The following is a 14,868-nucleotide window of genomic DNA, read 5'->3' on the forward strand; positions in this document are numbered from 1 at the left end:
GTTGTGCGAAGCCGCCTGGCTGCCGAGCCGAAGCTCGCCAACCGCCGCTACAAGCCACCCGATGCAGACGCGTTGCCGCCAGCCCTCCAGGTCATCGCTCATGCCAAGGAGGTCTCGCATCCAGACAGTTAACAACTGATTCGCGCACTTTCGCCGAGCCAGGGGAGCGGGGGCACCCATGGTGACGAAGAACAATAAGATTCCGGGCCGAGAGCACTGGACTCAAAAGTGGATTCCGCTTTTGGGATCCATCCGACGCTCCTTTCCTTTCCAGGCGCATCGGTCGGTGCGAACCGAAGGTGGGCGTCCGCGAAAAGACGGGTCCACTTTTCCGCACGATGCGCGAGGGGACAGGAAGACGGCGCTGCTCGCCTTCACGCCGGCCTTTCTGACGGCCGCCGCTTCGGCCTATGTGCCGATGGAGGCGAGCCTCGTCCTGCCGCTTCTCGGCTTCGTGATCATGGCCGTCTTCTTCGGTCTTGTCGTTCTGTGGTGGCAGGCCGAAACGGAGCGGCAGACATTGGCCATCCAGCTTGCGGGCCTCGAGCAGGAAGAGCGGATTCCGGCCGCTCCGCTGGTCCTGCGCCCGCCGGTGCTTGCGGACAGCCCGGTGACTGTCCTGCGCGAGCTGGCGCAGTCCGTCAGCTTGCAGGAAACCAGCGCGAAGACGAGCCCGATGCTGCCCGAGCGGGTGCAGGCCGCGCGCTTCCCCGAGCCGTCCCTGCTGCCCTCCATGCGCAGGCCCTCGGCCGAGGAGGTCAGCCGCATGAGGCTGGTGACCCAGGCCTTCGAGGCCGACCGGATCGAGCTGCACCTGCAGCCCGTGGTTTCGCTGCCGCACACCAAGATTCGCTTCTACGAGGCGCTGGCCCGGCTGCGCCTGGCGGACGGAACCCTGCTGGGACCGGGAGAATTCCTGCCTCTGCTCGAGGCTTCCGGCCGCGCGTCGGATTTCGACCGGCGGGTCCTGATCCGCTCCATGGCTATCGCCCGCCATCTCGTCGCCCGCGGCAGCGAGGCCATCGTGGGCGTTAATCTCACGGCTCATTCCATCGCCGAGCCCGGCTTCCTGTGGTCGCTTGCGGGCCTGCTCGACACCAGCCCCGATCTTCTCGGCAAGATCGTTCTCGAGATGCCCCAGCCAAGATCGTTCTCGAGATGCCCCAGCACAGCTGGCGCCATCTCGACGCGGATCACAGGGCGGCGCTCGCAATATTGCGCGAGCGTGGCGTGCCGTTTTCCCTGGATCGCGCCACCGATCTCCGGTTCGATCCCGTGGCGCTGGCGGATCTCGGCATCCGGTTCATGAAGCTGCCGGCCGATCTCATGATCGAGGCGGCCGAGCAGGCGGATGGCCGCTATGCCGGGCCGGAGCTCGACGTGCGCGATTTCGCCTCGGCCCTGCGCCGCCAGGGCATCCGGCTCATCGCCGAGCGGGTGGACGAGGGAGACATGGTGCCCGTGCTCTGCGATCTCGGGGTGCCGCTGGCGCAGGGCTTCGTCTTCGCGGGACCTCGCCCGGTCAAACCGGAGGTTGCCGGTGAGCCGACGGCTCCGCAACCCTTCGGCCTGGAGGATGCGCCGACCCTTCTGCGCCGCGCCGGTTGACCGGAACGACGCAAGGGCCTATCCGCCCGAGTTCATCACAAGAGCGCCGGACCTGAACGTGGAACCCACTTTTAGGATCAATCCGACGCTCGTCATCTTGACTCACGCATCGTTTGGCGCGGAAAACCGGGCCCGTTTTGAAGCACGATGCGCTAGTGAGACCCCATGACCGCCTTGTCCCGTCCTGTTCACGTCGAGGGCCTGCAATCTCTCGCCGACCGCTACGATCTCGTCCTGTGCGATGTCTGGGGCGTGCTGCACAACGGGGTCAAAGCCTATGAGTCGGCCAGCGATGCGCTCACGCGCTTTCGCGCCAAGGGCGGACGGGTCGTCCTCGTCTCCAATGCGCCGCGTCCCGGTGCGTCGGTCGGGACGCAGCTCGACGGCTTCGGCGTGCCCCGCGCGGCCTATGACGCCATCGTCACCTCCGGCGATCTGACGCGGCTCGCCATCGAGGAGCGCATCGACAGGATCGTTCACCATGTCGGCCCGCCACGCGACATGCCGATCTACAACGGGCTCGATGTCCGTTTCGGCTCCATCGACGAGGCCGACTACGTGGTCTGCTCCGGTTTCGACAACGACGAGGAGGAGACGGTCGAGGATTACCGGGCCCCGCTCGAAGCCATGCGCCGGCGCGACCTGCTCATGGTCTGCGCCAATCCCGATCTCATCGTCGAGCGCGGGAACATGATTCTGCCCTGCGCGGGAACGATTGCCCTGGCTTACGAGGAAATGGGCGGCAAGGTCTTCTATGCCGGAAAGCCCCACGGCCCCGTCTATGATCGGGCTCTTGACGTCGCGGCCGAGTTGAGCGGCCGGGCCATTCCGAAGGAGAGGGTGCTCGCGGTCGGCGATGCGATCCGCACCGACATCGCGGGCGCCGTGGGCTTCGGCATCGACTCGCTGATGGTCGCTCGCGGCATTCACGCGGAGGAACTGGGCCTTCACAACGGGGGCTTGGTCTCGGGTCACGTGCAGGACTGGGTGGACCGGCAGCCGGTCCGGCCCACAGCTTTTACGGAAGTGCTGTCCTGGTAGAGCCGCCCAGGACCCCTCGCGTCATCACCGGCCTTGTGCCGGTGATCCCGATGCGAGAGGCGCTGCGCTTCAAAGAAACGGGATGGCCGGGACGGGCTGGCCAACACGTCCGAGGGGGTTATCGTCGTCCGAGAATCACGTCGGACTGGATCGCTAACGCCGCCTCCCTTGACCCGAGAGCCGGTTTTCGACAGGGTCGCGCCCGCACCGATCCCTGCACAGATGAGTTCCGAGGTTTCTCTCCCGATGCCCCCCATGTTCGCGATCTGCCGCGATGGCGAGCCCGTGCCCGAGAGCCTCAAGGGAGCCATGGCGGCCATCGGCAATTTCGACGGCGTGCATCGGGGACACCAGCATCTCCTGACGATGGTCCTGACCTCCGGAAAACCGGCGGCGGTCGTCACCTTCGAGCCGCATCCGCGCACCTTCTTCCAGCCCGACAGGCCGCTGTTCCGGCTGACGCCCGAGGTCGTGAAGCTCAAGATCTTCGCGCGTCTCGGCCTCGACGGTGTATTCCAGAGAAGGTTCAGCGGAAGCCTCGCGGCGCTGACGGCTCCGGGCTTCGTGGATCTGCTGGCGCAGGAGCTGCAGCTCTCAGGGGTGGTGATCGGCCACGATTTCCATTTCGGCCGCGGACGCGAGGGCAATCCGGCGCGCATGGCCGAGCTTTGCCGCGAGCGGGGGCTCGAATGCCTGATCGCTCCGGCCATCGTCGAAGGAACGGAGCCCGTTTCCTCCAGCGCCATTCGCGCCGCTCTGGAGGCGGGCGACATCGCCACGGCCAACCGGCTTCTCGGCTATCGCTGGTTCGTCCGGGCCGAGGTGCGCCACGGCGACAAGCGCGGCCGGGTCCTCGGCTATCCCACGGCCAATATGCGCCTGCCTGACGATTGCCGCCTCCGGCAAGGCATTTACGCGGTCAGGGCCTCGGTGGCGGGCAAGCCGGTGGACGGCGTCGCCAGCTTCGGCCGCCGCCCCACCTTCGACAACGGCGCTCCGCTGCTCGAGGTGCATCTCTTCGATTTCGCCGGCGATCTCTACGGGCAAATCCTTGATGTGGAATTCCTCGGCTGGATCCGTGGCGAGGAACGCTTCGACGGCATCGAGGCGCTGATTGCCCAGATGGATCGGGATTCGGCCGAAGCGAAGCGGATGCTCGCCGCGGACAAGACGGTCTCGATGATCGCCTAGCTGCGCTCATCCCGGGGCTGCGCCGCGGAACGCGGGATCGGCCCCGAAGCTTCCACGTCATGGCCGGCCTTGTGCCGGCCATCTCGATAAAGCGGAATGCAGCGCTTTTCACAACGGGATCACCGGCACAAGGCCGGTGACGACGCAAATGGTAAGCCTATCCGACCGGCTTCAGCGTCCGCGCGGCCATGGCATAGCCGCCCATGGCGCCGTCGACGAAATGGATGTGATCGCTGCGGGTGGCCGAGGGCACGAAGCAGGTCATGAGGGCGGCGTCCTGCCGGTGCGGGCCGTAATGAGCCGTCCCTTTCTGCTGCGCCTCCATGAGCAGGGCCTCCAATCGGTCGGCGAGGGCAGGGGTGCAGTCGAGCGTCATGCGCAGGCCGGCGTCGAATTTGCGGAAGTCCGTGTTCTCGATGAGCTGGCGCCGATAGCGGGCGGGATCGAATCCGCCGACCTTCAGTCCGAATCGGAAGACCAGGAAGGAGATCAGGCGACGTCCCGCCAGCTTCGCCAAGGCTCCGAGGCCCGCTCCACCCTTCTTGACGGTTTTCGCCTCCATGCCGAAGCCCTTGAAGGGCGTGGTCAGGGCAGGTCCGCCTTCGGGAAGAGGCCGCCCGGCCTCATGGCCGTCGACCAGGGACAGAACCTGCCCGACGAGAGCGTTGAAGGTATCCGTGCTCGCCTTGGGATCGGTAAGAAGGATCAGGGAGAGAATGACGCCGCGCTGGGGGGCGATCTCGTCGAAGCGGCAGGTGAGCCCGGTAAGGTCGGGTAGGGTGCCGGGTCGTGCGGGAGGAATGGTGAAGACGCCGTCCTTCATCCGCTGTTCGGCATAGGCGAGGCCGCCTCCGGAGAACATGGCATAGGAGACGTCGGGACAAGCCGCGAAGCGGGCGATACGCACGTCATGGCCTTTGGCGCGGATCTCCGACACCGGAACGACGGCGATGCGCAGTTCGAAATCGAACGAGTCCCGCACCCACGCCGCCACGGCGGAAAGCACTTCCCGCGCCAGATCGGATTGCGACGCGGGCAGGGCGAAGCTTGCCCCGTCCCCGCCGAACACGAAGGGAAACTCGCTCGTGCCGAGCCTGTTGGAGACCGCCGCGATGACGGAGGCGGCGGCCGTGTTGACCTCCTTGTAGCGCCCAGCCCCGATGGCGGAGGTCGAGCGCACGATGTCGCTGAGGCCGAGCACCCAATCGTCCGGTACCGGCATGTAGAGCCCGGGATCGGTCAATTGGGAGAAATGATCGAAGACGGGCAGGCGGGCGTAGAAGTCCGCTTCCGCCTTGCTGCCCGTCTGGGGACTGGTGGCGTCCATGGGGTGGCCTTAGCCCACCACTTCGCCCTCCGGCGCCCCTCGGCCCAGCTCATCCGGCAGCGGATCGCCTTCGGCCACGAAGCGCAGGGAGACCGAGTTCATGCAGTAGCGCTCGCCCGTGGGAGGCGGGCCGTCGTTGAACACGTGGCCGAGGTGACCCTCGCAGCGGGCACAGCGGATCTCGATGCGGACCATGCCGTAGCTGGTGTCGCGCACGAAGGCGACATGATCGCGGTCGATCGGGTCGAAGAAGCTCGGCCAGCCGGTGCCGGATTCGAACTTGGTGCCGGCATTGAACAGGGGCAGCCCGCAGAGGCGGCAGCAATAGGTGCCTTTCTCCTTGGCCTCGTTGAAGATCCCGCAGAACGGCCGTTCCGTTCCGTGCTCCAGGATGACGCGGCGCTCCTCGTCGTCGAGATTGTCGGTGAGCCTGCGGAGTTCCTCAGGATACGGGGGGGTCAGGTCGAAGCCCGCGCGGGAGCGCTGTCCGGCCGTGGTGGTTGAGTCTGCCATGGTTCAATCCTTCCTGCCCGTCCCGTTGCTTGGGAGACTATAGGGCTGATTGCTGCCCTTAAATAGGGAGCCGCCTGGGCAATCACCACGCTTTATTATCCGGCCCGGCGCTGCTAAAAGGTCGTCATGTCCTTGGTTTCTCAGGCTCAGCTGGTGGCCCGCATAGGCGCTGCGCGAATTATCGGCCCGGCTTTCGCATGACCTGCGAAGGTCCGGGATCCTAGCCGCTCGCCCCTGACAGAAGCCTGATGAGCCCGCCTGATTTACGGGCCTCACAAGACCGATTGACCGTCATGACCGATAAGCCTGAAAGCGCCGCCCGAGACTATTCCGAGACCCTGTTCCTGCCTCAGACTGAGTTCCCCATGCGGGCCGGACTGCCGCAGCGCGAGCCGCAGCTCCTGCAGCGCTGGAACGAGAACAATCTCTACGAGCGCTTGCGCGAGGTCCAGAAGGGCCGTCCGCGCTTCGTGCTGCACGATGGCCCGCCCTATGCCAACGGGAACATCCATATCGGCCATGCGCTCAACAAGATCCTGAAGGACATGGTGGTCCGCTCGCAGGGCATGCTGGGTTTCGATTCCAATTACGTGCCGGGTTGGGACTGCCACGGCCTGCCGATCGAGTGGAAGATCGAGGAGGAGTATCGCGCCAAGGGCAAGAACAAGGACGATGTGGACATCGTCGAGTTCCGCCGCGAATGCCGGGCCTTCGCCGAAAAATGGATCAACGTGCAGCGCGAGGAATTCAAGCGCCTCGGCGTCGAGGGCGACTGGACGAACCCCTACCAGACCATGTCGTATGATGCGGAAGCGCAGATCGCCCGCGAGATCATGAAGTTCGCGGTGAGCGACCAGCTCTATCGCGGCTCCAAGCCCGTCATGTGGTCCTCCGTCGAAAAGACCGCGCTCGCCGAGGCCGAGGTCGAGTATCACGAGAAGACCTCCACCACGATCTGGGTGAAGTTCAAGATCACCAACACGCTGGACGGCGATCTCGACGGCGCGTCCGTGGTCATCTGGACGACGACTCCCTGGACGATCCCGGCCAACCGCGCCATCGCCTACGGCGAAAACATTGCCTACGGCCTCTACGAGATCACGGAAGCGGCGGAAGACAATTGGGCGAAGGTGGGCGACCGCCTCGTCATTGCCGACAAACTTGCCGCCGACGTGTTCGCATCCGCCCGCGTTGCCGAATACAGGCGCGTGAAGGACGTGCTGCCGGTGATGATCGAGCGCTGCGCGCATCCGTTCCGTGGGCTCGACGGCGCGAACGGCTACTGGGACTTCGGCGTTCCGGTGCTGCCGGCCGATTACGTGACCGACGATGCGGGTACGGGCTTCGTGCACACGGCTCCCGGTCACGGCGCGGACGACTACAATACGTACGTGAAGCACCGCGACGTGTTCGCCGCCTGCGGCACGAAAGAGGTGCCGCACACGGTCTCACCGGATTCGTCCTACTTCCCCGACGTGCCGTTCTTCGCGGGCGAGCGCATCTATGACGACAAGGGCAAGGACGCGGGCGCCAACGAGGCGGTGATCAGGAAGCTCGTCGGCGCGCTCATCGCGCGCGGGCGTCTCAAGCACCAATATCCGCATTCGTGGCGCTCGAAGGGCCCGCTGATCTTCCGCAACACGCCGCAATGGTTCATCTCCATGGACAAGCCGCTCGACGACAAGGGCGACACCCTGCGTCAGCGCGCGCTCCATGGCATCAAGACCGTCGAGTGGGTGCCCGAGACGGGCGAGAACCGCATCAACGGCATGATCGAGAACCGGCCCGACTGGGTGGTCTCGCGTCAGCGCGCCTGGGGCGTGCCGATCGCGGTCTTCGTGAAGAAGGGCACCAACGAGATCCTCAAGGATGACCGTGTCAACAACGCCATCGCACAGGCCTTCGAGAAGGAGGGCGCCGATGCGTGGTACGCGGATGACGGCTCGCGCTTCCTGAAGGCGGGTGGCTACGATCTCGACGATTTCGACAAGATCAACGACATCCTCGACGTGTGGTTCGATTCCGGCTGCACCCACGCCTTCGCGCTCGAAAAGCGCGACGATCTGAAGGTCACGCGCAAGGTGGATGGCGGGCCCGATCAGGTCATGTACCTGGAAGGCTCCGACCAGCATCGCGGCTGGTTCCACTCATCGCTGCTCGAGAGCTGCGGCACGCGCGGCCGCGCGCCCTACGACATCGTTCTGACCCACGGCTTCGTCCTCGACGAGAAGGGGCAGAAGATGTCGAAGTCGCTCGGCAACGTGGTGGCCCCGCAGAAGGTGATCCAGGATTCCGGCGCCGACATCCTGCGCCTCTGGGTGGCGGCGTCCGACTATTCGGACGATCTGCGCATCGGCCCGGAGATCCTGAAGACCTTCGTCGAGACCTATCGCAAGCTGCGCAACACGGTCCGGTGGATGCTGGGTTCGCTGGCGCATTTCCGCGAGGTCGACAAGGTTGCGTTCACTGAGATGCCGGAGCTGGAGCGTTTCGTGCTGCATCGCCTTTCCGAGCTCGATGGCGAGATGCGCGAGGCCTACAGCACCTTCGACTACAAGCGGGTGATCGCGCTTCTCAACTCGTTCATGACCACGGATCTGTCGGCCTTCTATTTCGACATCCGCAAGGACGCGCTCTATTGCGATCCGATCTCGAGCCCTGTTCGCAAGAGCGCGCTCACCGTGATCGATCAGGTCTTCCGGTGCGTGGCGACCTGGATCGCGCCGATCCTCGCGTTCACGGCGGAGGAGGCCTGGCTCGCGCGCTATCCTCACGCCGAGTCGGTGCATCTCGAAACCTTCCCGCAGGTCCCGGCGGAATGGCGCGACGATGCGCTTGCCGAGCGCTGGGCGAAGATCCGCCGCGTGCGCCGCGTGGTCACCGGCGCGCTGGAGATCGAGCGTGCGCAGAAGCGCATCGGCGCGAGCCTCGAGGCGGCGCCCGTCGTCCATATCGCCGATGAGAGCCTGTTCAAGGCCGTGCAGGGTCTCGACCTTGCCGAGATCTGCATCACGTCCGGCATCCAGGTAGCGCAGGGTGATGGCCCGGCCGAGGCCTTCCGTCTTGAGGACGTGAAGGGCATCGCCGTCGTGCCGGCACTCGCTCAGGGCCGTAAATGCGCCCGCTCCTGGAAGGTCACGCCCGATGTTGGTACCGATCCCGATTGCCCGGACGTGACGCCCCGCGACGCGGCGGCCTTGCGCGAGTGGGATCAGCTGAAGGCGGCGGCGGAATGAGCAAGTCCGAGGATACTGGCGCGCCGCTCACCGATGCGGGGATGACGTCTCGACCCGGCTCGCCGCGTCCGCGTGCGGCGAACCGGCCGCGCGCCTCGAAGGGATCGGGCAGGGGCCGTACGGCTCAACGAGGCCTGTCCGTCGCTGCGATCCTCGGCTTCTCGGCTGCCCTGATCACCCTCATTCTCGATCAGGTCACCAAGCTCTACAGCCTGTTCGTCTACGACTTGCCGGTGAAGGAGCCGGTCGAGTTCGCTCCCTTCATCAACCTGATCGTGGTCTGGAACCGGGGCATTTCTTACGGACTGTTCCAGCAGAACTCGGAGATCGGCCGCTGGGGGCTGATCGTTATTTCCATCCTGGCCGCCATCGGCCTGTCCTTCTGGATCCGCCGGACCACGGCCAAGCTGCTCGCCGTCTCTCTCGGGCTGATCGTGGGCGGAGCGATCGGCAATGTCATCGACCGGCTCGCCTACGGGGCCGTGTTCGATTTCATCCAGATCCACATCGGCTCGTGGTCCTGGTACGTGTTCAACGTGGCGGACGCCGCCATCGTTGCGGGGGTGGTCGGTTTGCTTTATGACTCCTTCGTCCTGGAGGGGCGGCGGGCGAAATAACGATATTTTATCGCGCCGTCTGCCATATGTTCGCCAGAATGAGCGATCAGGCCTTCCGGCCACAATGAGAAACTAATGGTGGGTGCCATGAAGGGAATGAAAATCATCGGCCGGGCGGGGGCCTTGGCGCTTCTGATCGTCGCCACCGGCGCTTCGGCCCAGGAAGGCGAGGCCGTGAAGAGCCTTCTCGGCAGCATCGGCATCCTTCCCAAGGAAAAGGCACCCATCACCTACAACGAGCGTGCTCCGCTCGTGCTGCCGCCCAAGATGGACCTGCCGGCTCCGGCCGCAGGCGGCGGTGCCGAGGCGCGCAACGGCAGTTGGCCCAAGGATCCGGACGTAGCCGCTCGCCGTAAGGCCGCCGCCGAGGCCCGCACGCCCTATACCAGCTCCGAGCTTTACAAGCACTCCGAAGGCAAGCCCCTCTCCATCGAGGAGATGCGTGCCGGACGTAACCCGAACAATTATTCGAACGGCCCGCAGGGCCCCGTCGGCCGCCAGACCGATATTGGCCGCATGAGCCCCGACGAGCTGCGCGCCTTCGCGAAGGACGATAAGCCGGAGCTGCAAGGCAATGGCCTCGACCGCCGCTACCTGAGCGATCCTCCGGGCACACTGCTCAAGGCCCAGGGCGGCGGCCGGCTCAAGGCTTCTGCCGATCCGATCCCGTCGGGTGATCCCGACAGCCCGTCGGCCTATCTCCGCCAGCAGCAGAGCAGGCAGTAAGCATTGTCTCTCCCTTCTTTCTTCAGGCGAACGGGTTCACCCGCTTCGCCTGAAAACGTTATGGGGACTATGAAAAGCCAAGTCTGTCCCAGCGACTCCAGACAAAGAGTGCCGCACAGGAAAGATCAGCGGCTTCGCTTGCATAGCCCCCTAATTTGACTATCCCGTAGGAACCATCCTGCGAAACGATTTGATGTCGCTAAGGTTGAAACGTCATGGACACTGCCTCAAAGCCCCTTCTTCGCGCTGACGCCGCCTCCTTCGGGCGGACGGAAGGCAGTGGTCCGAACCTGTCCTCCTTCACGCTCGATAACGGCCTCGATGTCGTCGTCATTCCGGATCGCCGCGTTCCCGTCGTTACGCACATGATCTGGTACCGCAACGGTTCGGCGGACGATCCGCTCGGACAATCGGGCATCGCGCACTTCCTCGAGCACCTGATGTTCAAGGGCACCGAGAAGCATCCGGCAGGCGAGTTCTCGAAGGTGGTCTCCGGTCTCGGCGGTCAGGAGAATGCGTTCACCTCGTTCGACTACACGGCCTACTTCCAGCGCGTCGCCCGCGAGAACCTCAAGACCATGATGGAGTTCGAGGCGGATCGCATGACGAACCTCCTTCTGGAAGAATCCGTCATCGCCCCCGAGCGCGACGTGGTGCTGGAAGAGCGCCGCATGCGCGTCGAGACCGACCCTTCCGCTCAGCTCTCGGAAGCCATGGCGGCTTCGCTCTTCGTGCATCACCCTTACGGCATTCCGATCATCGGCTGGATGCACGAGATCGAGACGCTCAATCGCGACAACGCGCTCGATTACTATCGTCGTTTCTACACGCCCGAGAACGGCATCCTGGTCGTTGCAGGCGACGTGAGCGAGGACGAGGTACGCCGCTTGGCCGATGCCACCTATGGCCGCATCGCGCCGCAGGGCAAGCGTCCGGTGCGGCTGCGCCCGCGCGAGCCGGAGCCCGTGGCCGCGCGTCACGTCACCGTAGCCGATCCCAAGGTCGAGCAGCCGACCATGCAGCGGCTCTATCTCGTGCCGTCCTGCCGCACGGCATCGCAGCGCGATTGCTATGCGCTCGAGCTTCTCGCCGAAGTGATCGGCGGCGGCCCGACATCTTATCTCTACCGCAAGCTCGTGATGGAGCGCGGCATCGCCGTGAATGCCGGCGCCTGGTACATGTCCTCCGCCATGGAGGACACGCGTTTCTGTGTCTATGCGGTGCCGGCCGAAGGCGTATCGCTGCAGGCGCTGGAAGAGGCCGTCGATCAGGTGCTCAAGACGATTCCCGCCGAGGCGCTGGATGCGGATTCCATCGAGCGCGCCAAAACGCGCCTCGTTGCCGAGACGATCTATTCCACCGACAGCCAATCCTCGCTCGCCCGCATCTACGGCTCGGCGCTCGCCATCGGCGAGACCATCGAGGAGGTGCGTCGCTGGCCGGTCGAGATCGAGACCGTTCTGAAGGACGATCTGGCCTCCGTCGCCGAGCGCTATCTCACCCCCCGCCGTTCCGTGACGGGTTATCTGCAGAAGTCGGCTTCCTGACCGCCTGCACAAGAACCGAGGTAACTATGACAGCTTCTGTCGAAACCATGTCCTCGTCTCCGACCACGGTGAAGGCCCTGACCTCAGCCCGCGGCGTCGAGGCTTGGCACGTCGAATCCGACGTGGTGCCGCTGATTGCCGTTTCCTTCATTTTCGAGGGCGGCTCGGCACATGATCCTGCGGACAAGCCGGGCGTGGCGCAGATGCTCGCGCGTCTGCTCGACGAAGGTGCGGGTGAATACGATTCCGATGCGTTTCAGGAGCGTCTGGCGGCGCACGCCATCGAGCTGTCCTTCAATGCCGGCAACGATGCGCTCGGAGGCTCCCTGAAGACGCTGGTCAAGCATGCGGACGAAGCCTTCGAGCTGCTGCGCCTCGCGCTCGCCGAGCCGCGCTTCGATCAGGATTCCATCGAGCGCGTCCGGGCCCAGACCATCGCGGGCCTGAAGTACCAGCAGAACGATCCGGGCGTCATGGCAACGCGCCGGTTCTTCGAGGAAGGCTTTGCCGGCCACCCCTATGGCCGCCCGACCTCCGGCACGCCCGAGAGCGTCGCGGCAATCACGCGGGACGATCTCATCGACATGCATAAGGCGATCATCGCCCGCGGTCGCGTGAAGGTCGCCGTCGTCGGCGCCATCGGCAGCGACAATCTCTCCGTTCTGCTCGACAAGGTGTTCGGCTCCTTGCCCGAGGCCGAGGCGCTCAGCATCATCGAGCCAGCGTCGCTGCAGATGCTGGGGTCGCGCATCGTGGTCGATCTCGACGTGCCGCAATCGGTCATCCGCTTCGGCATGAACGGCATTGCCTGGCGTGATCCGGGCTTCATCCCGGCCTATGTGCTCAACCACATCCTCGGCGGCGGCGCCTTCACCTCGCGCCTGTTCCAGGAGGTGCGCGAGAAGCGCGGCCTCGCCTACAGCGTCGGCACATCCCTCGTGAGCTACCGCTCGGCGAGCATGACCTGGGGCTACACCGCCACCAAGAACGAGCGCGTGGTCGAAGCGCTCGACGTCATCGCCGACGAGATGGCGAAGCTGACGAGCGAAGGCCCGTCCGACGACGAGTTGCAGAAGGCCAAGGATTATCTCATCGGTTCCTATGCACTCGGCTTCGACACGTCGACCAAGATCGCCCATACCCTGGCGCAGATCGCCTTCGAGGGCCTCGGCATCGACTATATCGGCCGCCGCAACGGCCTCGTCGGTGCGGTGACGCAGGCCGACATCCGCAAGGCCGCCGAACGCATCTTCGGCGACGGAAAGATGCTCACGGTGATTGCTGGACGGCCGACAGGGGTGTGAGGCTGCCATGATGGTCGGAGATTTCCCGGCGATCGCACGGAATAGCCATCGGGCACAGGTGCGATCGGTGAGGCCGAAATCCTCGACCCTAGCCTCGGGCCCCGCTCTGCCCTAATCTTTCGCTCCCACTTTGAACGAGTCGGAGTACGCTCATGGCCCTGCAGCAATCGATCGATCTTGCCCTTGACGCCAATATCGGGGGAGGCGGTCTGCCGCAGGCGGCGCTCGACGACGCGCTGGGGCTTGTCGGGGAAGCCATGAAGCGGCTGGCCGAGGATGACTCTTCGGGCCGGCTGCCGCTGCTCCACATGCCTCGCACCACCGACGATCTGGCAAGCATTCGCGAGGCGGCGGCCTTTCTGCGCGACGATGCGACGGATGTGGTCATTCTCGGCGTGGGCGGATCGAGCCTCGGCGGGCAGACCCTGGCTCAGCTGAAGGATTATGCGGTGCCGGGCACCGGGCGGTTCACCGAGAGCCCGCGCATCCACTTCCTCGACAATCTCGATCCCATCACCTTCGACCGCGTCCTGCACAAGCTGCCGCTCTCCTCGACAAAGTTCGTGGCGATCTCGAAATCCGGCGGCACGGGCGAGACGCTGATGCAGACCATTGCCGTGCTCACGGCCCTGGAGAAGGCGGGCCTGCGCTCCCATCCCAATGATCTGTTCCTCGGTCTGTCCGAGCCTCGCAAGGATGGCGGCAAGAACGCTCTTCGCGATCTCCTGGAGCCTGAGGGGGTGCGCTTCCTGGACCACCACACGGGTATCGGCGGGCGCTATTCGGTGCTGACCAATGTGGGCCTCTTGCCGGCCGCCGTGCTCGGTCTCGACATCGAAGCCATCCGGCAGGGCGCGGCGGACGCGTATGAGCCCTTCCGCAACGGTGCGGCGGCCAAGGACGCGCCGGCCGCTCTGGGGGCTGCGCTGAACGTCGCGGCCGCGAAGGCCGGGAAGGGCATTGCGGTCACCATGGCCTATGCGGATCGCCTCGAGCGCTTCACCCGCTGGTGGGTCCAGCTCTGGGCCGAGAGCGTGGGCAAGGACGGCAAAGGCACGCAGCCCGTCGCCGCCATCGGGCCCGTGGACCAGCACAGTCAGCAGCAGCTCTATTTGGCCGGCCCCAACGACAAGCTCTTCACGGTGCTGACCACCGGCGTTGCCGGCAAGGGCCCCGTCATGAATGAGGCGCTGGCCAAGCGCGCGGGCCAAACGGGCTTCGCCGGCAGGACCATCGGCGACCTTGTGGCTGCCCAAGGCCGTGCCATGGCGGACACCTTCGCCAAGAACAGCCGCCCGACCCGTCAGATTCATATCGAGACCCTGAACGAGCGTGCTCTGGGCGAGCTTCTTATGCATTTCATGCTGGAGACGATCCTGGCTGGCTACGCCACGGGTGTCGACCCGTTCGATCAGCCGGCCGTGGAAGAAGCCAAGATCCTGGCGAAGGAGTATCTGACGCAGGGGTGAGGGATCATCATTCCACGTCATGCCTCCACATCATGCCTCCATGTCATGGCCGGCCTTGTGCCGGCCATCTCGATAAGGAGAGGCGCGCCGCTTCATGCAATCGGGATCACCGGCACGAGGCCGGTGATGACGGCAAGCGATATGTCCATCCTGGGTGCCGATCCCGGATCGGCTGCGCCGTCCGGGATGACACGTGAAGTCAGCAGGGGAATAACGTCGCGCGTTCTGGTTTCCGCCGCCTTCAGCCCCTATGTTCTCTTCTTACGAATCTGAAGGTTAGACGCCTCGC

Annotated in this window: 11 protein-coding genes and 2 pseudogenes; 11 read left to right on the forward strand and 2 right to left on the reverse strand. The window is 65.0% G+C overall.

Annotation, left to right across the window (positions count from 1 at the left end; translation table 11 throughout):
- From FS320_RS50685 to FS320_RS10125, 5 genes and pseudogenes are all read left to right on the forward strand, one after another.
- Positions 1–132, forward strand: a pseudogene (locus tag FS320_RS50685) (IS481 family transposase); the annotation flags it as partial.
- A 634-nt stretch (positions 133–766) separates the two neighbouring features.
- Positions 767–1,084: pseudogene (locus tag FS320_RS49700) on the forward strand (EAL domain-containing protein); the annotation flags it as partial.
- 74 nt (positions 1,085–1,158) lie between these two features.
- On the forward strand, positions 1,159–1,608 hold the full coding sequence (locus FS320_RS49705; RefSeq protein ID WP_274597160.1) for an EAL domain-containing protein: 450 nt from the start codon (positions 1,159–1,161) through the stop codon (positions 1,606–1,608).
- A 165-nt stretch (positions 1,609–1,773) separates the two neighbouring features.
- Positions 1,774–2,649 carry a TIGR01459 family HAD-type hydrolase gene (locus FS320_RS10120; protein WP_152711351.1) on the forward strand — a complete coding sequence of 292 codons (876 nt, stop codon included), beginning with the start codon at positions 1,774–1,776 and terminating at the stop codon, positions 2,647–2,649.
- A gap of 246 nt (positions 2,650–2,895) precedes the next feature.
- The gene (locus tag FS320_RS10125; RefSeq protein ID WP_152711352.1) at positions 2,896–3,840 is read left to right on the forward strand and encodes a bifunctional riboflavin kinase/FAD synthetase; all 945 of its coding nucleotides are present in this window, start codon (positions 2,896–2,898) and stop codon (positions 3,838–3,840) included.
- A 157-nt stretch (positions 3,841–3,997) separates the two neighbouring features.
- Here the strand turns inward: FS320_RS10125 and FS320_RS10130 are convergent, their stop codons facing one another.
- Positions 3,998–5,167 (reverse strand): DUF3095 domain-containing protein, encoded by a 1,170-nt coding sequence (locus FS320_RS10130; protein WP_152711353.1) that lies wholly within the window; start codon positions 5,165–5,167, stop codon positions 3,998–4,000.
- A 9-nt stretch (positions 5,168–5,176) separates the two neighbouring features.
- Positions 5,177–5,680 carry a peptide-methionine (R)-S-oxide reductase MsrB gene (gene msrB / locus FS320_RS10135; RefSeq protein ID WP_152711354.1) on the reverse strand — a complete coding sequence of 168 codons (504 nt, stop codon included), beginning with the start codon at positions 5,678–5,680 and terminating at the stop codon, positions 5,177–5,179.
- A 293-nt stretch (positions 5,681–5,973) separates the two neighbouring features.
- Between msrB and ileS the strand changes: the two genes are divergently transcribed.
- The 6 genes from ileS to FS320_RS10165 all read left to right on the forward strand — a co-directional run bounded on the left by ileS (position 5,974) and on the right by FS320_RS10165 (position 14,579).
- Positions 5,974–8,916: an isoleucine--tRNA ligase gene (ileS, locus tag FS320_RS10140; RefSeq protein WP_152711355.1), complete on the forward strand. Its 2,943-nt coding sequence runs from the start codon at positions 5,974–5,976 to the stop codon at positions 8,914–8,916.
- Positions 8,917–9,065: 149 nt separating this feature from the next.
- Entirely contained in the window at positions 9,066–9,533 is a 468-nt protein-coding gene (gene lspA, locus FS320_RS10145; RefSeq protein WP_338105315.1) for a signal peptidase II, read from the forward strand.
- Between the two features lie 87 nt (positions 9,534–9,620).
- Positions 9,621–10,259 carry a hypothetical protein gene (locus FS320_RS10150; protein WP_152711356.1) on the forward strand — a complete coding sequence of 213 codons (639 nt, stop codon included), beginning with the start codon at positions 9,621–9,623 and terminating at the stop codon, positions 10,257–10,259.
- Positions 10,260–10,474: 215 nt separating this feature from the next.
- Positions 10,475–11,806: a M16 family metallopeptidase gene (locus tag FS320_RS10155; RefSeq protein WP_152711357.1), complete on the forward strand. Its 1,332-nt coding sequence runs from the start codon at positions 10,475–10,477 to the stop codon at positions 11,804–11,806.
- A 26-nt stretch (positions 11,807–11,832) separates the two neighbouring features.
- Positions 11,833–13,110, forward strand: a complete 1,278-nt coding sequence (locus tag FS320_RS10160; protein ID WP_152711358.1) for a M16 family metallopeptidase — start codon at positions 11,833–11,835, stop codon at positions 13,108–13,110.
- Between the two features lie 152 nt (positions 13,111–13,262).
- Complete coding sequence (locus FS320_RS10165; protein ID WP_152711359.1) at positions 13,263–14,579, forward strand: glucose-6-phosphate isomerase; 1,317 nt, start codon at positions 13,263–13,265, stop codon at positions 14,577–14,579.
- The last annotated feature ends 289 nt before the right edge of the window (positions 14,580–14,868 follow it).

Source organism: Microvirga tunisiensis (genome assembly GCF_009296175.1).
Taxonomy (GTDB): Bacteria; Pseudomonadota; Alphaproteobacteria; order Rhizobiales; family Beijerinckiaceae; genus Microvirga; species Microvirga tunisiensis.